Source organism: Microbacterium stercoris (assembly GCF_017592545.1).
Lineage (GTDB): Bacteria > Actinomycetota > Actinomycetes > Actinomycetales > Microbacteriaceae > Microbacterium > Microbacterium stercoris.
On record NZ_JAGFOA010000008.1, the window covers coordinates 92101 to 113682 of the forward strand.

General features: G+C 71.0%; 20 protein-coding genes. 16 read left to right on the top strand and 4 right to left on the bottom strand.

Features of this window, described 5'->3' with window-relative positions; genetic code table 11:
* Positions 1-70: 70 nt before the first annotated feature.
* Together J5V96_RS16340 and J5V96_RS16345 are read right to left on the bottom strand one after the other, a co-directional pair.
* The gene (locus tag J5V96_RS16340; protein ID WP_208505428.1) at positions 71-1312 is read right to left on the bottom strand and encodes a family 1 glycosylhydrolase; all 1242 of its coding nucleotides are present in this window, start codon (positions 1310-1312) and stop codon (positions 71-73) included.
* A 77-nt stretch (positions 1313-1389) separates the two neighbouring features.
* Positions 1390-2703, bottom strand: a complete 1314-nt coding sequence (locus tag J5V96_RS16345) for an MFS transporter (protein ID WP_208505430.1) — start codon at positions 2701-2703, stop codon at positions 1390-1392.
* A gap of 137 nt (positions 2704-2840) precedes the next feature.
* On the opposite strand from J5V96_RS16345, the gene J5V96_RS16350 reads away from it, so the two are divergent.
* Positions 2841-3431: a TetR/AcrR family transcriptional regulator gene (locus J5V96_RS16350; protein ID WP_208505432.1), complete on the top strand. Its 591-nt coding sequence runs from the start codon at positions 2841-2843 to the stop codon at positions 3429-3431.
* A gap of 7 nt (positions 3432-3438) precedes the next feature.
* On the opposite strand, the gene J5V96_RS16355 is transcribed toward J5V96_RS16350, so the two are convergent.
* Positions 3439-6039 (bottom strand): family 78 glycoside hydrolase catalytic domain, encoded by a 2601-nt coding sequence (locus tag J5V96_RS16355; RefSeq protein ID WP_208505434.1) that lies wholly within the window; start codon positions 6037-6039, stop codon positions 3439-3441.
* A gap of 113 nt (positions 6040-6152) precedes the next feature.
* Here J5V96_RS16355 and hemL point away from each other — a divergent pair, with 113 nt between their 5' ends.
* From hemL to J5V96_RS16425, 14 genes are all read left to right on the top strand, one after another.
* Positions 6153-7475, top strand: coding sequence for a glutamate-1-semialdehyde 2,1-aminomutase (gene hemL / locus J5V96_RS16360; RefSeq protein ID WP_208505436.1), 1323 nt, complete (start codon positions 6153-6155; stop codon positions 7473-7475).
* Between the two features lie 179 nt (positions 7476-7654).
* Positions 7655-10579 (top strand): Na+/H+ antiporter subunit A, encoded by a 2925-nt coding sequence (locus J5V96_RS16365; protein WP_208505438.1) that lies wholly within the window; start codon positions 7655-7657, stop codon positions 10577-10579.
* Complete coding sequence (locus tag J5V96_RS16370) at positions 10576-11121, top strand: Na(+)/H(+) antiporter subunit C (protein WP_208505440.1); 546 nt, start codon at positions 10576-10578, stop codon at positions 11119-11121. Before J5V96_RS16365 ends, J5V96_RS16370 begins: the two co-directional genes overlap by 4 nt.
* Complete coding sequence (locus J5V96_RS16375) at positions 11118-12680, top strand: Na+/H+ antiporter subunit D (protein ID WP_208505442.1); 1563 nt, start codon at positions 11118-11120, stop codon at positions 12678-12680. The genes J5V96_RS16370 and J5V96_RS16375 overlap by 4 nt, the downstream gene beginning before the upstream one ends.
* Positions 12680-13243 (top strand): Na+/H+ antiporter subunit E, encoded by a 564-nt coding sequence (locus J5V96_RS16380; protein WP_208505445.1) that lies wholly within the window; start codon positions 12680-12682, stop codon positions 13241-13243. Before J5V96_RS16375 ends, J5V96_RS16380 begins: the two co-directional genes overlap by 1 nt.
* Entirely contained in the window at positions 13240-13530 is a 291-nt protein-coding gene (locus tag J5V96_RS16385; protein ID WP_372439957.1) for an MrpF/PhaF family protein, read from the top strand. The genes J5V96_RS16380 and J5V96_RS16385 overlap by 4 nt, the downstream gene beginning before the upstream one ends.
* On the top strand, positions 13530-13877 hold the full coding sequence (gene mnhG / locus J5V96_RS16390; RefSeq protein WP_208505446.1) for a monovalent cation/H(+) antiporter subunit G: 348 nt from the start codon (positions 13530-13532) through the stop codon (positions 13875-13877). Before J5V96_RS16385 ends, mnhG begins: the two co-directional genes overlap by 1 nt.
* Before the next feature lie 157 nt (positions 13878-14034).
* Positions 14035-14514: a hypothetical protein gene (locus J5V96_RS16395; protein WP_208505447.1), complete on the top strand. Its 480-nt coding sequence runs from the start codon at positions 14035-14037 to the stop codon at positions 14512-14514.
* A 178-nt stretch (positions 14515-14692) separates the two neighbouring features.
* Entirely contained in the window at positions 14693-15598 is a 906-nt protein-coding gene (locus J5V96_RS16400; RefSeq protein WP_208505448.1) for a MetQ/NlpA family ABC transporter substrate-binding protein, read from the top strand.
* 62 nt (positions 15599-15660) lie between these two features.
* Positions 15661-16692, top strand: coding sequence for a methionine ABC transporter ATP-binding protein (locus J5V96_RS16405; protein ID WP_208505453.1), 1032 nt, complete (start codon positions 15661-15663; stop codon positions 16690-16692).
* Positions 16689-17360, top strand: coding sequence for a methionine ABC transporter permease (locus tag J5V96_RS16410; RefSeq protein ID WP_208505455.1), 672 nt, complete (start codon positions 16689-16691; stop codon positions 17358-17360). The genes J5V96_RS16405 and J5V96_RS16410 overlap by 4 nt, the downstream gene beginning before the upstream one ends.
* 26 nt (positions 17361-17386) lie before the next feature.
* Positions 17387-18355, top strand: a complete 969-nt coding sequence (locus J5V96_RS16415; protein ID WP_307793722.1) for a methyltransferase family protein — start codon at positions 17387-17389, stop codon at positions 18353-18355.
* Between the two features lie 57 nt (positions 18356-18412).
* Complete coding sequence (locus tag J5V96_RS16420) at positions 18413-19681, top strand: hypothetical protein (RefSeq protein WP_208505457.1); 1269 nt, start codon at positions 18413-18415, stop codon at positions 19679-19681.
* Positions 19678-20673, top strand: coding sequence for a hypothetical protein (locus J5V96_RS16425; RefSeq protein WP_208505459.1), 996 nt, complete (start codon positions 19678-19680; stop codon positions 20671-20673). The genes J5V96_RS16420 and J5V96_RS16425 overlap by 4 nt, the downstream gene beginning before the upstream one ends.
* Before the next feature lie 58 nt (positions 20674-20731).
* Here J5V96_RS16425 and J5V96_RS16430 read toward each other — a convergent pair whose 3' ends face one another.
* A complete protein-coding gene (locus tag J5V96_RS16430) occupies positions 20732-21154 on the bottom strand; it encodes a VOC family protein (protein WP_208505461.1) in 423 nt (140 codons plus the stop codon).
* Positions 21155-21287: 133 nt separating this feature from the next.
* Here J5V96_RS16430 and J5V96_RS16435 point away from each other — a divergent pair, with 133 nt between their 5' ends.
* Positions 21288-21479, top strand: coding sequence for a DUF5302 domain-containing protein (locus tag J5V96_RS16435; RefSeq protein ID WP_208505463.1), 192 nt, complete (start codon positions 21288-21290; stop codon positions 21477-21479).
* The last annotated feature ends 103 nt before the right edge of the window (positions 21480-21582 follow it).

Below are 21582 nucleotides of genomic sequence, written 5' to 3' on the forward strand. Positions count from 1 at the left end.
CCCGCGGCGCGCCCGCGCCCCCCCCGGGGGGGCGGCGGCCGCCCGCGCCCCCCCCCCCTCTCTTCCGCGCTCAGCGGACCGCGCCGGCCCGGGCCTCGCGCACGACCGCGGCGTAGGCGTCGAAGCTGGGCTTGGGCGTGCGCGCGAACGTCTCGCGGTCCACCGCCACCAGGCCGAGCTTCGGGCCGTACCCGAAGATCCACTCGAAGTTGTCCATGAGCGTCCAGTGGCAGTAGCCGAGCACGGGTGTGCCGGCCGCGATCTCACGCTCCAGAGCCGCGAGCGCCGCCGGAATGAATGCGGCGCGCTGGGCGTCGTCGTCGGTCTGGATGCCGTGCTCGGTCACGAGCACGGGCACCCCCGAGCGCTCGTGGGCGTAGCGAACCGCCCCTGCCAGGGCGTCGGGTTCGATTACCGAGCCCATCCCGTTGCGCGGCCCCTCCAACGCGACCTCACCGGCGGCGTCGAAGACGTAGCGCTCGTAGTTCTGCACGCCGATGAAGTCGTCGTCACGCGCCACATCGAGCCAGTGGTCGTAGACGGCGGCGCGGCGGGCATCGCGGTGCCCCTCGCCTCCGGGGAGGGCGACGTCGTCGGCGATCGCGATCGAGACGCCCACGGGCAGATCGCCTCGATGCGCCTTCACCGCGGCGACGGCCGCGCGGTGGGCGCGCGTGAACGCCTCCTGGAAGTCGGCCTGCGCGTGGGCCGGGATGACGTTCGATGCGAAGTATCGGGTGCCCCCCGACGCGCGCGCGGCCGCGGCGAGCATGTCCTGCTTGATCTGCTCGGCTATCGGGGGGAGCTTGCCGCCCGCCTGCAGCAGCTGCTCGAGGTTCGGCTCGTTGATCGTCACGAGGGAGGAGATCCGGTCGCCGAGGCGGCCCATCACACGGTCGGCCTGCGTGGCGAACAGCTCCGCCGCATCCGGCGCGAGCCATGATCCGGCCGCCGAGAACCAGTGCGGAGCCGCGAAGTGGTTGAGGGTGACGACAGGGGCGAGCCCGCGCTCGAGCGCCGCATCGACGACGCGCTCGTAGTGGTCGAGCTCCCGCTGCTCGACGATGCCGCGCTCGGGCTCGATGCGCGACCACTCGACCGAGAAGCGCAGGGCGTTCAGGCCGCGGCTCGCCACCAGATCCTGGTCGCTCTCGAACAGGTCGTAGCCGCGGCACGCGTCACCGGAGCGCTCGCGGAACAGGGTGGGCTCCATCTGCTCGAGGAACCACATGTCGGAGTGGACGTTGCCGCCCTCGTTCTGATGGCCGGCGGTGGCGACGCCCCAGAGGAAGCCGGCGGGGAAGGAGGTCATGGTGCTGCTTTCGATGGAGGCGACGAGGTCGCGCGGAAGGGATGGCCGCCCCGGCGTGGGGCGGCCATCCCCGAGGATCAGCGGGCGGCGCGGACGAAGAGGATCACGAGGCCGCCGGCCGTGGCGGCCAGCGCGCCGGCGATGAACAGCGCCGAGAAGTTGGGGCCGGCGGCGCCCGCGCCGATCGCGAGCAGCGCGGGCGCGATGGCCGCGACGATGGTGACGGGCAGGTTGTCGGCGATCTTCAGGATCCCGAGGTCCTTGGCGGGGTTGTCGGGATCCGGCAGCACCTGAGTGGCCAGCACCAGCTCGACCGAGAAGTACACGCCCTGTCCGAGGCCCACCACGGCGCAGGCGACGAGGTAGAAGCCGAAGTCGGGCGCGACCGATGCGAGCACGAGGCCGACGGCGAGGATCAGGGCCGCGACGAGGATGAAGGGCTTGCGCACCCCGAGCTTGTCGCTCAGCTTGGCCATGGCGGGGGCCGCCAGCAGCGTGGCGCCGAGGTTGACCACGACCGTCAGCAGGATGGAGCCGCCGAGGCCCGCGGGGTCGAGGTGCAGCTTCTGCAGCAGGTAGATCGCCTGGTAGCCGTTGAGGGCGGCGACACCCGAGAACACGAGCATGCGGCTGGTGAAGATCCAGGCGAAGCTCGGGTGCTTGAGCGGGTTGACCCAGAACATCTTCAGTGCGGCCTGCAGGTCGAAGGCGGGCTTGGGGAAGTCGAACTTCGGGTCGTGGATGATCAGCGCCAGCAGCAGCATGCCGACGACCGCGAGAGCGGTCGGGATGCCCACGAGCGGCACCAGCTGCGCGTCGAAGGGAACCGAGACGGCCATGCCGAACAGCGCGCCGATCGGCGTCGCCATGCTGGTCAGCGCCGTCGCGACACCGCGTCGATCGGCGGGCAGCTGGTCGGTGAGCAGCGCGATCACGGTGACGCTCGCGATCACGAAGCCGGTGGTGATGAGCAGGTGCGCGAGAACGAAGATCGGCACGTTGGGTGCCGCGACGAGCAGGGTGGCGCCGACGACGAACGCGATCGCGCCGAGCACCAGGAACGGACGGCGACGGCCGAAGCGGGACCGCGAGCGGTCGCTCAGGGTGCCGAACACGGGCAGCGCCACGAGGGTGAGCACTCCGGCGATCGCGCTCGAGATCGAGATCGTCGTGGTCGCGGTGGCGGCGTCGATCTCGGTGGCCTTGAGGGTGAGCGTCAGGAGCGCCGCGGACATCTGCGCGGCGGCGGCGCCGACCATCGCGAGGACCAGGAAGAACACGAAGCCGCGGCGCGGCTGCAGGTTCTGGCGGAACAGCTCGGTGGGGGTGGGTTCGACGGTGGGCCCGGTGATGAGCGGCACGGCCGGGACGGTCGATTCGGGGGTGTTCATGGCTGGCTTCCTTGCCGGCGGCCGTGGGTGCGACCGCGCCTCAGATGGTTCGGGTTCCGCGAGAGCGGGTTGCGGGGACGCTAACACGAAAACATGAAGGCAGCAATGTTTTCGTTCCGGGTTGATACGGTGCTGTTATGGCAGGGCCCCGAGGCGAGTACCGCAAGACCGCCGAGCGGCGCACCCAGATCCTCGACGCCGCGCTCGAGGTGTTCTCCAAGAACGGCTACACCGCGAGCTCGGTCAACGAGATCGCGCGGGTGGTCGGGATCAGCCAGACGGGCGTGCTGCATCACTTCACCGGGGGCAAGATGGCGCTTCTGCGCGCCGTGCTCGAACGGCGCGACGCGGCTGCGCGCGAGCTGCTGGGCGACAAGCAGGGCCGCGACTTCCTGCGGGCGATGGTCGAGGTCTCCCGCACCCAGCGCGCGCAGCGCGGCGTGGTGCAGCTCTACACGATCCTGGCCGCCGAGGCGACGGATCCGGATCACCCGGCCCACGCCTACTTCACCGAGCGCTTCCAGGTCATCGCGGATGCGGTCACCCGCGCCTACGAGCAGGTGCGCTCCGACGGCGGCCTGCGCGAGGGCGTCGATCCGCGGCGCGCGGCACTCAGCTCGCTGGCCTCGATCGAGGGGCTCCAGCTGCTCTGGCTCGACGGTCTCGACGTCGACATCGCCGAGGACAGCGCGCGCCTGATCAGCAGCTTCCTCATCGAGCCGATCTGAGCCCCCGTCAGCCCGCGAACGCGACGGGCGGTGCGGGCGGCTCCGGCGCTGCGAAGCGGCAGGCGAAGGCGTGGCTGCCCGATCCGACCGTCACCGCAGCGGATCCGTCCGGCAGCAGCACCTCGGCCTCGGTCGAGGGCGGCACCACGACCTCGAGCGCGAACTCCTCGCCCTCGAGGGTCCACGACACCGACGCGGGGCCGTAGGGCGTCTCGTGCGCCGTGCGCGCCCACGTGAGGTGCGGCGACGGCAGGGGAGCGACCCGGATCCGGCGGTAGCCGGGGGCCGCGGGCGCGAGCCCCGCCACCCGGCGCTGCAGGAAGTCGGCGACCGCTCCCAGCGCGTAATGGTTGAACGAGGTCATATGGCCGGGGTTGATGCTGCCGTCGGGGAGCATCGAGTTCCAGCGCTCCCAGATGGTGGTGGCGCCCATCGTGACCGCGTACAGCCAGGAGGGGCACTCGCGCTGCATCAGCAGCTCCCACGCCGTTGCGCCGTTGCCGGTGTCGGCGAGAGCGTCGCATACGTGCGGCGTGCCGAGGAAGCCGGAGCCGATCCGGAATCCGTCGGCGAGCACCTGCTGCGCGAGCAGGTCGCCGGCGTGCGCCCGCTGCGCGTCGTCGAGCAGGTCGAAGCGGATCGCGAGGGCGTACGCGGTCTGCGAGGCGAACGCCGCGCGCCCGCTGGGGGTGACGTACTCGTCGCGGAACCGCGCGCGGGCGCGTTCGAACAGCGCGCCGTAGCGCGCCTCGTCGGCCGGCTCGCCCAGCACCGCCGCGGCATCCCGCATGATGCGCGCCGACTGCGCGAGGTAGGCGACGGCGACGGGCTGCCACGGCAGCCGGGCCGCCCAGGGCTGGTCGTCGGGGGCGGCCGCATCGAGCCAGTCGCCGAACGAGAAGCCCTCCGAGAAGGCGAGCTCGGGCCCGCCGCGTGCCGCGAGGCTGTCGGTCCAGGCGCGCATCGACGCCCACTGGCGGCGCAGCACCCCGGCGTCGCCGTACCGCTCATACAGCGTCCACGGCACCACGGTGGCGGCATCGCCCCAGCCGGCCTCCGCGCCGAGCGGCGGCATCTGGTCGTCGGCGACGAACCACGGCACGTAGACGGGCACGTTGCCGTCGTCGAACTGGTCGGCGGCCAGATCCTTGAGCCAGCCCGAGAGCATCCCGCCCGTGTCGTAGAGGTACGCCGCTGTGGGCGCGAACACCTGCAGGTCGCCGGTCCAGCCCAGCCGCTCGTCGCGCTGGGGGCAGTCGGTCGGCACATCGAGGAAGTTGCCGCGCATCCCCCACACGACGTTCTCGTGCAGGCGGCTCAGGAGCGGGTCGGATGCCGCGAACGTGCCGGTCCGGCGCATGTCGGTGTGGGTCACGATCGCGGTGAACGCCGACGGGTCGACCTCGCCCGGCCAGCCCGTCACCTCGGCGTAGCGGAACCCGTGGAAGGTGAAGGACGGCTCGTAGGCGAACGCCGTGCCGTCCGAGATGATCTCGTCCGTCGCCAGGGCCGCGCGCAGCGGGCGGGTGCCGAGCTCGCCGTCCTCCCGCACTTCCGCGTGGCGCAGGGTGATCGTCGTGCCGGATTCGGCCGCCGGAACCTGCACGCGCACGCGCCCCACGAGGTTCTGGCCGAAGTCGAGGATCGTGCGGCCGGAGGGCGTGGTGATCACCTCGGCCACGGGAAGGGTCTCGGTACGGCGCACGGGCGGGCCGTCGGGCGCGACGAGGATGGCGGGATCGAGCGGCGCGACGGCCACCGGGTCCCAGCTCGCGGCGTCGAACCCGGGCGCATCCCACCCCGCGAGCGCCCGCCGGGCGTCGTAGGTCTCGCCCATGTAGAGGTCGGCGCGCGTGAGGGGGCCGAGGGTCGACCGCCAGCTCTCGTCCGTTCCGTACGTCCGCTCCGAGCCGTCGGCCAGGGTCACCTCGAGCTGCACGAGCGCGGCGGTGCGGTCGCCGTAGACCTCCCGTCGTCCGCCGAACCCGAGGTAGCCGCGATACCAGCCGTCCGCGAGGTGGACGCCGATCGCGTTCGCCCCCGCGCGCAGCGCGTCGGTCACGTCCCAGGTGCGGTATCGCAGGCGGCGGGCGTAGGTGGTCCAGCCGGGGTGGAGCACGTCGTCGCCGACCGCCGCGCCGTTGAGGCTCAGCGTCATCACCCCGTGCGCGGTCGCGCGCAGCCGCGCGCGCACGACCCCGGCGGGGAGATCGATCTCCCCGCGCAGCAGCGCGGCCGGCTCGCCCCCGTCGCCGGCATCCGGCAGCACGGGCGAGACCAGCTTCGCCGTCCAGAGGGCCGGATCGAGCAGGCCGGCCTCGACGTGCGCGGGCTCGCTCCAGGCGGAGGCCGGTCCGTCCTCTCCCCACACCCGCACGCGCACGTGGCGCCGCTGCCGGCTGGTCAGGGGGGCGAAGGGCCAGTCGACGAGCACCTGGTCGGTCGAGTCGATCCGGCCGGTCGTCTCCGTCTCGGCTTCGATCTCGTACGCCGCCTGGCGCCACCCGGGCGTCGTCGCACTCGTCACCCACGACAGGCGCGGGGCGGCCTCGCCGATGCCGAGCGGGTCGGTGTGGTGCTCGATCGTGATCCGGTCGACGGTGATCATCGGTGCTCCCTTGCTGCCTGGACGCCCAGGCTACCCGAAAACATAAAACGTTCCATATTTTGGCGCGGCGGGGAGTCCAGACGCTCCACACCGGGGCCTGGGACAATGGATCCATGGCCGATCGCAACGACACCCTGTTCGCCCACGCCCGCGAGGTCATCCCGGGTGGGGTGAACTCGCCCGTGCGGGCGTACGGCTCCGTCGGCGGCACGCCGCGCTTCGTGCAGTCGGCGCGCGGGCCCTACATCACGGATGCGGCGGGGCGCGAGTACGTCGACCTGGTCGCGTCGTGGGGCCCCGCGCTGCTCGGCCACGCGCACCCGGAGGTCGTCGAGGCGGTGCGCGAGGCTGCTCTGCGCGGCCTGTCGTTCGGCGCGCCCACCGAGGGCGAGGTCGAGCTCGCCGACCTGGTGGCCGGTCGCGTCACCGCGGGCGGCCTGAAGCCGATCGAGCAGGTGCGTCTGGTGTCGACCGGCACCGAGGCGACGATGACCGCGATCCGACTGGCCCGCGGCGTCACCGGCCGCGACCTCCTGGTGAAGTTCGACGGCAACTACCACGGCCACTCCGACGGCCTGCTGGCCGCGGCCGGATCGGGACTGGCGACGCTCGCGCTGCCGGGCACGGCGGGCGTGCCCGCCCCCATCGCCGCGCAGACTCTCGTCGCCCCCTACGGCGACCTCGACGCGGTGCGCGAGGTCTTCGCCGAGCTCGGCGACCGCATCGCCGCGATCATCGTCGAGGCCGCGCCCGCGAACATGGGCGTGGTGCGCCCCGCCGCGGGGTACAACCAGGGGCTCGCCGCGATCGCGCACGAGCACGGCGCCCTGCTGATCCTGGACGAGGTGCTCACCGGGTTCCGCGTCGGGCCCGCCGGCTACTGGGGTCTCGAGGTCGAGGCCGGATCGCTCTACGAGCCCGACATCATCACCTTCGGCAAGGTCGTGGGCGGCGGCATGCCGCTGGCCGCGCTCGGCGGCAAGGCCGCGGTCATGAGCCAGCTCGCCCCCGTCGGCCCCGTGTACCAGGCGGGCACCCTCTCGGGGAACCCGCTCTCGGTCGCCGCGGGCCTTGCCACGCTGCGCCTGGCGACGGCCGAGGTCTACGCCGCGGTCGACGCCAAGGCCGTGCAGGTGGCAGAGGCCGTCTCCGCAGCCCTCGCGGCCGAGGGCGTCGAGCACGCCATCGCGAGCGCGGGCAGCCTGTTCAACCCCGTGTTCGCCGCGGAGGCGCCGCGCGACTACCCGGCCGCGAAGGCGCAGGCGGCCTTCCGCTACGGCCCGTTCTTCCACGCGATGCTCGACGCGGGCGTCTCCCTGCCGCCGAGCGTGTTCGAGGCGTGGTTCCTCACGGCCGCCCACGACGACGCGGCGCTCGCCCGCATCGTCGAGGCGCTCCCCGCCGCCGCCCGGGCCGCGGCGGCCGCGCAGGGCTGACCTGCTGGTCACGACACGCCGCGCGCTCCCGGATGCGTGCGGCATGTCGTGACCACGATCGCACCCGTCCTGGGGCCGGATGTGGACAGACCGGACCCGGGGGCAGAACTGCCCGCGTAGACTGGCATCACTGACCCGCGCCCAGCCCGCCGCCGCCCGACGAGCCCGAGGAGACGCCCATGCTCGCTCTCCTCGTCGCGTTCGCCGCCGGATCCCTGATCCTGACCATGCTGGCGAAGCCGCTCGGAGCGCGGGTGTTCTATGTCGGGGCGCTGTTCCCGCTCGCCGCATTCGTTCATGCCGCGCTCAGCGGCGGCCCGGTGCTGGCGGGAGACATCCCGTTTGAGGCATACGAGTGGATCCGTCCGCTCGGCATCGAGATCTCGATGCGGATGGACACGCTCGGTTGGATCATGGCGCTCATCGTCAGCGGTGTGGGCGCGCTGGTCATGCTCTACTGCCGGTGGTACTTCCGGGGCAAGACCGCGGGGCTCGGGCGCTTCTCGAGCGTGCTGCTCGCCTTCGCCGGTGCGATGTACGGGCTGGTCCTGACCGACGACATCATCGTGCTCACGATGTTCTGGGAGATCACGAGCGTGCTCTCCTACCTCCTCATCGGGCACTACCACCTGCGCGCGGCGAGCCGCCGTGCGGCGCTGCAGGCGCTGCTGGTGACCACGCTCGGCGGCCTCGTGATGCTGATCGGCGTGGTGATCCTGGCCGTCGAGACCCGCACGACGAGCCTCAGCACGATCCTGTCCGACGCCCCCACCGGACCGCTCATCGACGTGGCCCTCGTGCTGCTGCTCGTCGGCGCGCTCAGCAAGTCGGCGATCTTCCCCTTCCACTTCTGGCTGCCCGGAGCCATGGCGGCGCCCACCCCGGTGAGCGCGTACCTGCACGCGGCGGCGATGGTGAAGGCGGGAATCTATCTGCTCGCGCGCCTCGCTCCGACGTTCGCGGAGGCGGATCCGTGGCGACCCGTGCTGGTCACGCTGGGGGTCTTCACGATGCTGCTCGGCGGCATGCAGGCCCTGCGCGAGAGCGATCTCAAGCGCATCCTCGCGTTCGGAACCGTGAGCCAGCTCGGCTTCATCTCGGTGGTCATCGGCTACGGCACGCGCGACGCGGCGCTGGCCGGCGTCGCGCTGATGCTCGGTCACGCCTTCTTCAAGTCGGCGCTGTTCCTCGTGGTGGGTGTCATCGACCGCCAGCTGAACACCCGTGACATCGACGAGCTCTCGGGGGTCGGCCGACAGGCGCCGGTCATGGCCGTGATCTCGTTCGTGGCGATCGCATCGATGGGCGGTCTGCCGCCGCTGCTCGGCTTCGTGGCCAAAGAGGGCGCGTTCACGGCCTTCCTCGAGTCGTGGGCCGCAGGCGAGGGCTGGGGCATCGCGGCTCTGATCGGCATCACGCTCGGGTCCATGCTCACCGTGGCATATGGTGCACGGTTCCTGTGGGGAGCGTTCTGGACCAAGCGCGTTCCCGGATCCCGCGAGCTCGCCCCCCGCACCGAGTGGCCCGATCCGCCCATCGGCTTCCTGGGCGTGCCGCTCATCCTCTCGGCCCTGGGGCTTCTCGGCGGCCTCGCCGCCCCGGTGCTCGACCTCTCCATCGCGCCCTATGCCGACACCGCGGCCGAGGTCGCCCCGGTCGCGGAGCACACCGCCCACCTCGCGCTCTGGCACGGGATCGGCCCGGCGCTCGGGCTGTCGGCGCTCACCCTCCTGGGCGGCGGGCTGATCCTGTGGCTGGCGATGGGCACGGGCTTCGATCGCACCGGCCGCGTGCTGCGGTTCACCGCGAGCGACCTCTATTACGCCGCCATGCGCGGCATCGACCGCCTCTCGGTCGCCGTCACGACGGTCACGCAGCGCGGATCGCTGCCGATCTACGTCGCCACGGTCTTCGTGGTGCTCGTGGTCGGCGAGGGCATCGTGCTGTTCGCCGACCCGGGCTGGAAGGTCGAGCTCGACGGCTGGCAGCACCCGGTGCAGCTCGCCGTCGCACCGCTCATGATCGCCGGCGGCTTCATGGCCGTGCGTGCGCGCAAGCGCTACACGGGCGTGGTGCTGGTGGCGGTCACCGGCCTCGGCATGGTGACGCTGTTCGCGGTGATCGGCGCCCCCGACCTCGCTCTCACCCAGGTGCTCGTCGAGACCGTCACCCTCGTGGTGTTCGCCCTGGTGCTGCGCCGTCTGCCCTCGCGCATGGGCGAGCACAACGGCACCGCGGCCCCGCTGCTGCGCGCACTGCTCGCCGTCGCGGTGGGCGTGACCATGGCCGTCATCGTGGTGATCGCGAGCGGCGCGCGCACGCATGATCCGGTCTCCGACGGATGGGGCGAGCTCGCCTACCAGATCGGGCACGGCAAGAACGTCGTGAACGTCGCGCTGGTCGACCTGCGCGGCTGGGACACCATGGGCGAGCTGTCGGTGCTGATCCTCGCGGCCACGGGCGTGGCCTCGCTCGTGTTCGTCACGCACCGCAGCGACACACTGCAGCGGCTCACGCACGGGCTTCCCGGAGCCACGCGTCCGACCCGCGACGACGCCGGCCGCAACGGCGAGCACCCGCGCGCGTGGCTCGTCGGCGGGCAGAAGATGAGCGCCGAATCGCGCTCGATCATGCTCGAGGTGATCGTACGGATCCTGTTCCACACGATCATCGTCGTGTCGATCTACCTGCTCTTCGCCGGCCACAACCTGCCGGGCGGCGGCTTCGCGGGCGGTCTCGTCGCGGGCATGGCCCTGGTCATGCGGTACATCGCGGGCGGCCGGTACGAGCTCGGTGTGGCCGCCCCCACGGATGCCGGATGGCTGCTGGGCACCGGCATGGTGCTGGCCGTCTCGACCACCCTCGTCCCGATGCTGTTCGGCGCGGATCCGCTCACGCGCGCCGTGTGGGAGGCCGACCTCCCGGTCATCGGCCACCTCGAGTTCGTGACCTCGACGATCTTCGATGTGGGCGTGTACCTCGTGGTGATCGGGCTCGTGCTCGACGTGCTGCGCAGCCTCGGTGCCGAGGTCGACCGCCAGATGAAGGATGCGAAGGACTCGTTCCGTGCCTCCCTCGCCCCGGCGAAGGGAGAGCGCCCATGAGCGTCTCGCTCACCCTCGTCGTGATCATGGCCGTGCTCTACGCCGCCGGTGTGTACGCGATGCTCGAACGCAGCCTCACGCGCGTGCTGATCGGGTTCCTGCTGCTCGGCAACGCGACCAACCTGCTGCTGCTGATCGTCATGGGCTTCCCCGGCACGGCGCCCTTCGCGGGCGAGGCCGAGTATCCGGGTGACCAAGGGGCGCAGAGCGATCCGCTTCCCCAGGCCCTGATGCTCACGGCCATCGTCATCACCTTCGCCGTGAGCGCCTTCCTGCTCGCCCTCATCTACCGCTCCTGGCAGCTCGGCCAGGCCGACACGGTCGAGGACGACGCCGAGGATCTGGCGCTGCGCGAGCGCACGGCCCAGGCCGAGGCCGCGCTGGACGAGGTCGAGACCGTCGACGACGACGCGGCCACCGACTTCGTCGACGCGGTCGCCTCCCCGCTGCTGGCGCTCGACGGCGCCGATGCCCTGGGCCTGCTGCCCGATGCCCCCGTGGACACGCCCACCGAGACACACGACAAGGGGGACGGCAAGTGACCCCCAGCCTGCTCGTGCCGCTCGTGGTCGGACTGCCGCTGCTCGGCGCCGCCACCACCCTCATCGCCGGACGCCGGCGTCGCCTGCAGATCAGCATCTCGGTGACCACGCTGATCCTGACGCTCGCGCTCGCGATCGCGATGTTCGTGATCGTCGATGCCGGCACGCCCCTCGCCGTCTCGGTGGCCGGATGGCCGCTGCCGTTCGGCATCGTGCTGTACGTCGACCGCCTGGCGGCCCTGCTCGTGGCGGTCTCGAGTCTTGTGCTGCTCGCGGTGCTGCTCTTCTCGGTCGGCCAGGGCGCGGCAGACGGCGACGACGAGACACCGGTGTCGATCTTCCACCCGTCGTACCTGATCCTCGCCGCCGGCATCTTCGACGCGTTCATCGCGGGCGACCTGTTCAATCTCTACGTCGGCTTCGAGATGCTGCTGGTCGCGTCGTACGTGCTGATCACGCTCGGCAGCACCGAATCCCGGATCCGCACGGGCGTCGTCTACATCGTCGTCTCGCTGGTGTCCTCGGTGCTGTTCCTCTCGGCCGTCGCCGTGATCTACGGCGCGCTCGGCACCGTGAACATGGCGCAGATCGCCGAGCGGATGGGCGATCTGCCCGAGAACGTGCAGCTGCTGCTGCACATCCTGCTGCTGGTGGCGTTCGGCGTGAAGGCCGCGGTGTTCCCGCTCTCGTTCTGGCTGCCCGACTCGTACCCGACCGCGCCCGCGCCCGTGACGGCGGTGTTCGCCGGCTTGCTGACCAAGGTCGGCGTCTACGCGATGATCCGCACCGAGACGCAGCTCTTCGCCGAGAGCGACGTGAACACCCTGCTGCTGTGTGTCGCTCTGGCCACGATGATCGTCGGGGTGCTGGGCGCGGTGGCGCAAGCCGAGCTGAAACGCATCCTGTCGTTCACTCTCGTGAGCCACGTCGGCTACATGGTGTTCGGCCTCGCCATCGCGACTCCCGCCGCCATCGGCGCGACCGTCTATTACACGGTGCACCACATCATCGTGCAGACCACGCTGTTCCTCGCGGTGGGCCTCATCGAGCGTCGCGCCGGCAGCACGTCGATCCTCAAGGTGAAGGGCCTGTTCACGGCGGCCCCGGTTCTCGCGGCGCTCTACCTGATCCCCGCGCTGAACCTCGGCGGGCTTCCTCCGTTCTCGGGCTTCATCGGCAAGTTCGCCCTGTTCGGGGCGGCGGCCGAGGTCGGCACACCGCTGATGTTCACCCTCATCGCCGGTGGCATCGTCACGTCGCTCCTCACGCTCTACGCCCTGATGCGCGCCTGGAACCTGTCGTTCTGGCGCGAGGAGGACGACTCGGTCGAGACCGAGGCGCGCATTCAGCACCTCGAGAACGCCCCCGCTGCCGACGAGGTGAGCGAGCGCCGTCACATCCCGCGCATCATGACCGCCGCGACCGCAGGCATGGTCGCCGTCTCGGTCGGCCTCACCGTCTTCGCGGGCCCGCTCTACGAGATCTGCGAGCGGATCGGATCCGGGCTGCTCGAGCCGGTCTCCCTCGTCCAGCTGATCCAGGTGGAGGAGGAGTCCTGATGCCCACGCTGAAGGCCCAGGCCGCCCGCCTCTGGCGTCAGCTGCCGTTCTTCGTCTGGCTGGTGCTGCTCTGGATGATGCTGTGGGGGCAGGTCACGGTGCTGTCCGTGCTCACCGGGGTGATCGTCGCAATTCTCGTGACGCGCATCTTCCACCTGCCCACCGCGGCGCTGTCGGGTCGCCTGAACCTCTGGTACGGCCTGGTGTTCATCGTGCTGTTCCTCGGCGAACTCGTGCGCGGAGCGGTCACGGTGGCCTGGCAGGCTCTGTCACCCGGCACCACGCCGTCGGGCATCGTGCGGGTGCCGCTGCGCACCGATGACGACCTGATCATGACCCACGTCGCCGTCACCGCCTCGCTGATCCCCGGATCCCTCGTCGTCGAGACCGACCGCGAGCGCCGCGTGCTCTACCTGCACGTGCTCGGCATCGGCTCGGCGGCCGACGCCGACGCCCAGCGCCGCAGCGTGCTGCTGTGGGAGGACCGGATCGTTCGAGCCGTGGGCTCGCGTGCCGACCTCGAGGCGATCCGTCGCGAGCGCAAGGAGGGGGTCCGCCCGTGAACGTCGATGACGTGCGCACCGTGCTGCTGGTCGCGATCCTGGTCGCGTTCGCCGTCGCCGCGGCACTGACGATCGTGCGGATCGCGCGGGGTCCGTCGATCCTGGATCGCGCGGTCGCGAGCGACGTGCTGCTGACCGAGGTGCTGTGCGTGCTCGGCGCCGAGGCCGCGATCAACCAGCACGTGCGCACGATCCCGATCATGCTGATCATCGCCGCCATCGGGGTGTTCGGATCCGTCGCGGTCGCCCGCTTCGTCGCCCGCCGCGATCAGGAGGGGCAGCGCTGATGGAGCCGATCCTCGACATCGCCTCGCTGGTGCTCGTGCTGCTGGGGGCGCTGCTGTGCGTGACCGCGGCGATCGGCCTGCTGCGCTTCCGCGACGTGCCGCAGCGTCTGCACGCGGCGACCAAGCCGCAGGTGCTCGGTCTGCTGCTCATCGCGATCGCGGTCGCCCTGTCGCTGCGCGAGTGGGTCGTGGTGTTCTCGCTCTTGCCGGTCGTGCTCATCCAGATGGCCACCGCACCCCTGTCGGCGCACATGATCGGCCGGCAGGCGTACCGCAACGGCGACGTGCGCGACCTCGTGGTGGACGAGCTGGCCGACTCCCCGGATGACGACCCCGCGCGCCACTGACGCCGCACGTCGTACCCCGCAAGAACGCCGCCCGGGCACGGGTATTCGCAGAACTCCCTGACCGGCGCCGTCGCGTTGCCCTACCGTCTGACCGTTGCTCTCGGTACGGGAGCGGAATCCACGTCAAGGGGGACATTTTGGCTGAAACGGACCGCCTGTGAGAGGCGTCGCCGCGCTGGTTACGCTCGCTCTGGTCGGCGCGACCAGCACCGCATGCACATCGGAGCCCGTGGATGCAGAGGAGTACGTCGACCATGACGAATACGTGCTGCTCTATCGGGAGGCTGTCGCTGACTTCCCGGAGAGACTCCCGGAGGGCGTGACGTTCCCGGCGGATCCACCGCCCTTCGAGGACGGTCTGATCGGCGCGGGTAACGGTGCAGGGATGGCGTACTTCCATTGGAGCTGTGCGTGGATGGACGTCTACCTGTCGGCGTCGCCCGGGGATCCGCTGAGGGCTGAGGCACTTGCCGAACTCCGCCGGTGGCCCGGCACGGAGTGGGCGGTGGAGTTCTACGACGACCCGGGCGGCGTCTGGGACGCGACTCTCGACAAGGCCGAGCTCGGCGATCTCACCACCCTGCGCGGGTTCTATGAGGCTGACTGCGCCTACTACCGTTCGGTGGAAGGCCGATGAGCCGACCGCTCACCGTGCCGGCCACGACCGATCCGCTGGTTTCGCCGCGCTCCGCGCGTGATGGCGCATCGAAAGTTTCGCCGTGTGTCATCGGATCTGACTTCCCAGGGGGCGCTCCGTACCGTGGGAGAGCTGCACTTCGCAGAATCTCTCACCGCACACCTCACAAGGGAGCATCATGACAACTCGTACTCAGCACATTGCCCGCGTCCTCGCGCCGGTGGCGGTGCTGGGCATGATGGCTCTCGCAGGCTGCTCTGCGGCCGCCGACGCCGGCTCCGAGGCCGAGCTCGGCAGCGAGCAGCGCCCGGTGAAGCTCGGCGTCGTCGGCGCGAGCGACCCCTACTGGGACGTCTACGAGAAGGCCGTCGAGGCCGAGGGCATCCACCTCGAGATCGAGGACTTCACCGAGTACACCCAGCCCAATCCCGCGCTCAGCGAGGGCGAGCTGGACATCAACCAGTTCCAGCACATCCAGTACCTCGCCGACTACAACGTCAGCTCGGGCGATGACCTGCAGCCCATCGGCGCGACCGCGATCTACCCGCTCTCGCTGTTCTCCGACAAATACGAGTCGGCCGAGGAGATCCCCGACGGCGAGACCGTGATCGTGCCGAACGACACGACCAACCAGGCCCGCGGCCTGCTCGTGCTGCAGTCGGCCGGCCTGATCGAGCTGAAGGACGGCGGCTCGTCGTTCTCGACCACCGCCGACGTGCTCGACAGCTCGCGGGTGAAGGTCGAGGCCGTCGACGCGGCGATCACCGCGACGTCGCTGCCCGATGTGGCCGCCGCGATCATCAACAACGACTTCGTCACCAAGGCGAGCATCGACCCCGAGTCGGCCATCGCATCGGACGACCCCGCCGACCCCACCGCGGCGCCGTACATCAACATCTTCGCGGTGAAGAAGGCCGACCTCGGCAACGAGGTGCTGCAGAAGCTCGTCGAGATCTACCAGACGAACCAGGACGTGCTCGACGGCGTGCAGGAGGTCTCGGGCGGCACTGCGGTGTTCGCCACGAACCCCGCCGCCGAGCTGCAGGATGCGCTCGCCGAGGTCGAGGCGAACATCCAGAAGTAACCCACCGCGCCGATCCGCCCGCCCTGTCCAGGCCGGGCGGATCGGCGTTCCACGGAGACACCATGACCCACATCCGGATCACCGACGTCACCAGGACGTATCCGCCCCAGCGCCGCGGAGGCGCATCCGTCACGGCGGTCGACTCCGTGAGCCTGGAGATCGAGAAGGGCGACGTCTTCGGCGTCATCGGCTACTCCGGCGCGGGGAAGTCGACGCTCGTGCGGCTGATCAACGGCCTCGAGCCGGTGTCGAGCGGATCGATCGAGATCGACGGCGTCGACATCACCGCCCTGCCCGAGTCGAAGCTGCGGGCGGTGCGCCAGGGGATCGGCATGATCTTCCAGCGCTTCAACCTGCTGCGCTCGCGCACCATCCGCGGCAACGTCGCCTACCCGCTCGAGGTCGCGGGCGTGCCCCGCGCGCAGCGCGCGGCCCGTGTGACCGAGCTGCTCGAGTTCGTGGGGCTGTCCGACAAGGCGGATGCCTACCCCGAGCAGCTCTCGGGCGGGCAGCAGCAGCGGGTGGGCATCGCCCGCGCGCTCGCGGCGAGCCCCGCGATCCTGCTCGCCGACGAGGCGACCAGCGCGCTCGATCCCGAGACGACCGACGAGGTGCTCGAGCTGCTCGCGCGCGTCAATCGCGAGCTCGGCGTGACCATCGTGGTGATCACACACGAGATGGACGTCATCGCCCGCATCGCGAACAAGGTGGCGGTGATGGAGAGCGGACGCGTCGTCGAACAGGGTGCCACCTACGACGTCTTCACGAACCCGCAGACCGACACCGCCCGGCGCTTCGTGCGCACGGTCGTGCGCGCCCTCCCCGACGGCGACGGCCTCGCTGCGCTCCGGGCCCAGCACGACGGGCGCTTCTTCACGATCGCGTTCACCGACGCGGGCGCCGGCGAGGCGCGCGTCTTCGGCGCGCTCGCGCGGGCCGGAGTCGACTTCCAGCTCGTGCACGGCGGTGTCGACGACATCCAGGGACGTGTCTACGGCCTGCTCACCATCGCGGTGCGCGGGGATGACGACGCCATCGACGACGCCCTGAGCAGGATCGGATCCGGCGTCACGGTCACGGAGGTGGCGGCATGAGCGACCTCCTCGATCAGCTGACCACCCTGGCCCCGGATCTGCTCGAGCAGACCGGCATCACCCTCTGGCTGGTCGTGGCCTCGCTGCTGTTCGGCGGCGTGGGCGGGCTCGTCGTCGGCACCACGCTGACGGTCACGCGGCGCGGCGCGATCCTGGCGCAGCCGATCGTGTACGGCGTGCTCAATGCGCTCGTGAACACGATCCGGCCGATCCCGTTCATCATCTTCCTCGTCGCGCTCCAGCCGCTCGCCCGCGCCGTGATCGGCAAGGGCATCGGCAACGAGGCGATCATCTTCGTGATGTCGCTCGCAGCGACCTTCGGCATCGCGCGCATCGTCGAGCAGAACCTCGTCACCGTCGACCCCGGCGTGATCGAGGCGGCCCGCTCGGCGGGTGCGAGCCCGTGGCGCATCATCCGCACGGTGATCCTGCCCGAGGGAGCAGGCCCGCTGATCCTGGGCTACACCTTCGCGATCATCGCCCTCATCGACATGTCGGCGGTGGCGGGCATGGCCGGGGGCCAGGGCCTCGGCAACTACGCGGTCGCGTACGGCCTGCGTCAGTTCGACGAGGTCGTGACGTGGGCGGCGCTGGTCATCATCATCGTGGTGACGCAGGTGGTGCAGGGCCTCGGCAACTGGCTCGCGCGCCGCATCCTGCGCCGCTGAACGCCCGCGCCGATACGGTGGCTCTCGTGGGAGAGCGCCTCGGTCGGTGGTACTTCGCCGTGCAGGCGCTCGCCGGCGCGGGATGGTGGGCCGCGGTGTTCACCCTGCCGCCGGTGCGCGAGGCGACCCTCGGCGGGCTCGATCCCGTGCTGGTGGCGGCCTTCGATGTGCCCCTCTTCGTCGTCGGATCGGCGCTGGTCGCCGCCCGCGTGCGCGTCGCGCTGTGGGCTGTCGTGCCGTGGACGCTGCTCGTCGCCGCGGTGATGACGGTCTACGCGACGCTCACCGAGCGCGCGGGCTGGGGCGCGGTGCTGATGCTCGCATCCGCCGCCGCGACCGCGTTCGCCGCGGCTCTCGTGACGTTCGGCCGCCTGCCCGGCGAGAAGCTGCTGATCGGCCCCTTCGGGTTCGCCATCGCGAAGAGCACGGGCAGGATCCCCCTGCTCGCCCAGACGGCTGCGCAGATCGTCTGCTTCTGGGGCCTGTTCCTCGTGGTGCTGCCGGCCGTCATCGTGTGGTTCGAGCAGCGCTGGCGCGTGCACCTCGCGCTGCCGCCGTGGTTCGGCGCGGCAGGGGTGATCCTGTTCGTCGCGATGACGGTGATCGGCCTCTGGTCGGCGTACACGATGTCGACGATCGGCCGCGGCACTCCTCTGCCATCGGCAATGCCGCGGCAACTGGTGATCGCGGGGCCCTATCGCGTGGTGCGCAACCCCATGGCAGTCGTCGGCATCGCGCAGGGCGTGGCCGTGGGCATGGTGCTGGGCTCATGGCTCGTCATCGTCTACGCGCTCTGCGGGTCGGTGATCTGGAACGTGCTCATCCAGCCCCACGAGGAGGCCGACCTCGAGGCGCGCTTCGGCGACGACTACCGCGCCTATCGCGACCGCGTCGGCGTCTGGCTGCCGCGGATCCCCTCCGTCCGTCGCGCGGAAGCATCCCCTTCGGCGACACGGGGCGATCCTGCCCACGCGCGCGCTCGCCGCAGACGCTAGTGTGCCCACTGTCCCGCTCCCATCTCGGGCGCGGATTCGACGCAAGGGGGTATCGACGTGACGTGTCCTCGCTGCGCCGCCGGAAATCCGGCGGCCGCGCATTTCTGTCAGGCGTGCGGGCTCGACCTGCACTCGGGCGACGCCTCGCGCAGGTGCTCCTACGCGGTCAAGCCGGATGAGCCGGTCGCCTCGTTCGCGCTGGTGTCGACGATCATGCCGCGCGGCGCCGCGCAGCATCCGCAGACCTACCGCATCGCCCTCGGCATCGGCCTGTTCGTCGCGTTGATCGCGGCCGTCTTCGGCGCGCTGCCGATCGCGCTGCTGGTCGCAGCGTTCACCGTGCCGCTCGTCTACATCGTGTACCTGTACGACGTGAACCTCTGGGATGACCAGCCCGTTCAGGTCACGCTCGCCGCCTTCGGGCTCACCGCGGTGCTCGGCGCGGCGTTCACGTGGGGCTGGACGCAGTTCGTGCCGGCGACCTCGCTGGTGCGCGGACCGGATCTCGCCACGCTGCTGATCGTGGGCGTGGCGGTGCCGATCGTCGCCCACCTCCTCATCCAGCTCGGCCCGGTGTACCTCGCCAGCCGGCCGCGCTTCGACGACCTGATGGACGGCCTCACCTTCGGCATCGTCTCGGGCGTCGCCTACTCGGCGGGCGACACGCTCGTGCGCCACGGCGATGCGCTGCTCGGCGGCTTCGACCCCGGCGCCGATCCGGCCACCTGGGTCGCGCTCGTGTTCCTCGAGGGCCTGGTCAAGCCGCTGATCTTCGGAACGGCCGCCGGTATCGCCGCGGCCGAGTTCTCGGGTCTCGGCAGGGGCTACGACGGCTTCACCGGTCGCTATGCGCGAGGTCTCGCCGAGGCCATCGTCGCCACGATCGTGTACCAGACAGGCGCCTATCTGCTCTCGTTCCTGCCCGTGTTCCAGGGCGTCGCGCTCACCGTGGTGCTCGGCCTCGCGGTGCTGGCCGTGCTGATCCTGCGCGTGCGCACGGTGCTGCACAAGGCGCTGCTCGAGGGCGCCCTCGAGGCCGCCGCCCGCGACGACCAGCGAGTCGGCGCCACCGGCGAACTCGCCTACTGCACGAGCTGCGAGATGCCGCTTCTCGCCGGTGCCTCGTTCTGCAGCGTGTGCGGTACGGCCCAGCGCACACGGCCCCGCGTCGCCGGCGCTTTCGCCGCGGCACAGCCGGCACCGGCGCCCCGTGCCGACGAGCCGGTGCCGATCCACCCCGGGCCGGACGGGCCGCCGTCTCCTGCGGCGAACAACCCTGCCGCGGGCAATCCCGCCCCGAACGACAACGAGGGGGTGCAGTCGTGAGCGAACCGCAGAACCCGCCCCACGTGCCCGACCCGCAGCGACCGCCCGTGCCGCCTCTGCCGCCCCTTCCGCCGCTGCCGCCGCAGGCGCAGGCGCAGGGCCAGCCCCCGGCGCAGCCGCAGGCCCCGGGTCAGCAGCCGGCGCAGGCCCCGGGTCAATACCCGGCGTATAACCCCTACGCCCCGCAGGCGCCCGCGCCCGGTCAGCCGCCGGCGTACGGCGCCCAGCCTGCCGGTCAGCCGCCGGCGTACGGCGCGCAGCCCGCCGGCTACGGCGCGTACCCGTCGTACGGTCAGCCGCCGGTGCCGCCGCCCTACCCCGGCTACGCGGGGGCGGGCTACGTCCCCGCACCCCCGCAGGTGAAGAAGAGGAGCCCGTGGCTCATCATCGGGCTCGTCGGGGCGGGTGTGGTGGTGCTCGCGATCATCGGCATGCTCATCGCGATCTTCTCGTCGCCCGCGGCGGCTCCGGCCGATCCGGAGATTCCCGACCCGCCGGTCTCGCAGCCGTCCGATCCGGATGCGCCGGTCGCCGACGCCGTGGCCTTCGGAGACTGCGCGATCCAGCCGGCTGACGGATGGGCGCTCGGGTCGACCGGCGAGGGCAGCGTGATGCTCCAGAACGCCTCGGGCGAGCTGCTCGAGGGCACCTGCGCGCAGCTCGAGGCGGGCGTCGAGCCGGGCGTTGTGGTGCAGTCGTGGTTCGACTTCCTCGCCGAGCGCGACTGCACGGCCAGTGAGATGGTCAACCCGCCGGCCGCGCAGGACGCGGGCGTGCGCGACCTCGACGTCGGCATGGGCATGATGCTCTGCACGGTGTCCACCGCGCAGGGCACGATCGACCTCGGCGTGCTGACGATCAGCGCCACGCGGGATGACGGCCTCACCGGTCTCACCACGCTGTACTTCGCCGAGGGCAGCGACTTCGACACCCTCAACGCGCAGTTCGCGACGATGACGCAGTCGGTCTGGATGAGCGTGCTCGAAGACTGACGCGGCTCACCGGAGGCGGCCCCGATCCTGAGCCGGGTCGGGGCCGCCTCGCGTGCGGTCAGCCCTGCTCGCCGCCGGAGGCGTTGAGCATCCAGAACACGCCGTATCGGTCGATCAGCATGCCGAACGAGTCGCCCCACGGTGCGGTCGTGTACGGCTCGACGACGGATCCGCCCTCCGCGAGCTTCTCGAAGACGCTGCCGAGCTCGGGACCGTCGTCTCCGAAGAGGGTGACGCTGACGCGCTGGCCCTCGTCGTGCTCCATGCCCGTCGGGGAGTCGGACGCCATCAGCGCGAACCCGTTGTCGAGGTCGAGCTGTCCGTGCATGACCTTGTCGGCGTCGGCCGGATCGAGGTCGGGATTCGGCAGGTCGCCGAACCTCATGATGCTCACGGTACCGCCGAGCACCGACCGGTAGAACTCCAGCGCCTCGGCGGCGCCATCGGCGAAGGAGATGTACGGAGCGACTTTGTAGCCCATCGAACTGTCCTCTCGACGCCCGGACGATTCGGTGTCAGCGGTCGCTGCGCCCGGTGCACTGCCGAGGATGCCACCGGGCACCGACATCCGAAAGGGTTCTCCCGCGACGGCTGATCGCTCCTAAGCTGTGCCCATGGCTGATGAATCGAAGAACACCCCGAGCGACGACGCGAAGGCCAAGTTCCGCGAGGCCCTCGAGCGCAAGAACGCCGCGAACTCCGCGGGTCACACCGGCCCGGGCTCGTCGCCCCACGGCAGCGGTGCGATCCACGGCACGCATGGTGCCGCGGGCGGCAAGCGCGAGTTCCGCCGCAAGTCGGGCTGAGTCCGCGCGCTCTCAGCGCGCCAGAAATGCAAAAGAAGTGCGGGATCCGTCCACCGGATCCCCCCCATCGGGGCAGTTGGTGGGCTGGCGGGGGCGGGGGCGA

Excerpts from the sequence above, each read along its gene's own strand:
- J5V96_RS16345 (WP_208505430.1), bottom strand. The coding sequence starts at position 2,703 with ATGAACACCCCCGAATCGACCGTCCCGGCCGTGCCGCTCATCACCGGG.
- J5V96_RS16355 (WP_208505434.1), bottom strand. The coding sequence starts at position 6,039 with ATGATCACCGTCGACCGGATCACGATCGAGCACCACACCGACCCGCTC.
- hemL (WP_208505436.1), top strand. The coding sequence starts at position 6,153 with ATGGCCGATCGCAACGACACCCTGTTCGCCCACGCCCGCGAGGTCATC.
- J5V96_RS16365 (WP_208505438.1), top strand. The coding sequence starts at position 7,655 with ATGCTCGCTCTCCTCGTCGCGTTCGCCGCCGGATCCCTGATCCTGACC.
- J5V96_RS16435 (WP_208505463.1), top strand. The coding sequence starts at position 21,288 with ATGGCTGATGAATCGAAGAACACCCCGAGCGACGACGCGAAGGCCAAG.
- J5V96_RS16380 (WP_208505445.1), top strand. The coding sequence starts at position 12,680 with ATGCCCACGCTGAAGGCCCAGGCCGCCCGCCTCTGGCGTCAGCTGCCG.
- mnhG (WP_208505446.1), top strand. The coding sequence starts at position 13,530 with ATGGAGCCGATCCTCGACATCGCCTCGCTGGTGCTCGTGCTGCTGGGG.
- J5V96_RS16430 (WP_208505461.1), bottom strand. The coding sequence starts at position 21,154 with ATGGGCTACAAAGTCGCTCCGTACATCTCCTTCGCCGATGGCGCCGCC.
- J5V96_RS16405 (WP_208505453.1), top strand. The coding sequence starts at position 15,661 with ATGACCCACATCCGGATCACCGACGTCACCAGGACGTATCCGCCCCAG.
- J5V96_RS16350 (WP_208505432.1), top strand. The coding sequence starts at position 2,841 with ATGGCAGGGCCCCGAGGCGAGTACCGCAAGACCGCCGAGCGGCGCACC.
- J5V96_RS16370 (WP_208505440.1), top strand. The coding sequence starts at position 10,576 with ATGAGCGTCTCGCTCACCCTCGTCGTGATCATGGCCGTGCTCTACGCC.
- J5V96_RS16400 (WP_208505448.1), top strand. The coding sequence starts at position 14,693 with ATGACAACTCGTACTCAGCACATTGCCCGCGTCCTCGCGCCGGTGGCG.
- J5V96_RS16340 (WP_208505428.1), bottom strand. The coding sequence starts at position 1,312 with ATGACCTCCTTCCCCGCCGGCTTCCTCTGGGGCGTCGCCACCGCCGGC.
- J5V96_RS16410 (WP_208505455.1), top strand. The coding sequence starts at position 16,689 with ATGAGCGACCTCCTCGATCAGCTGACCACCCTGGCCCCGGATCTGCTC.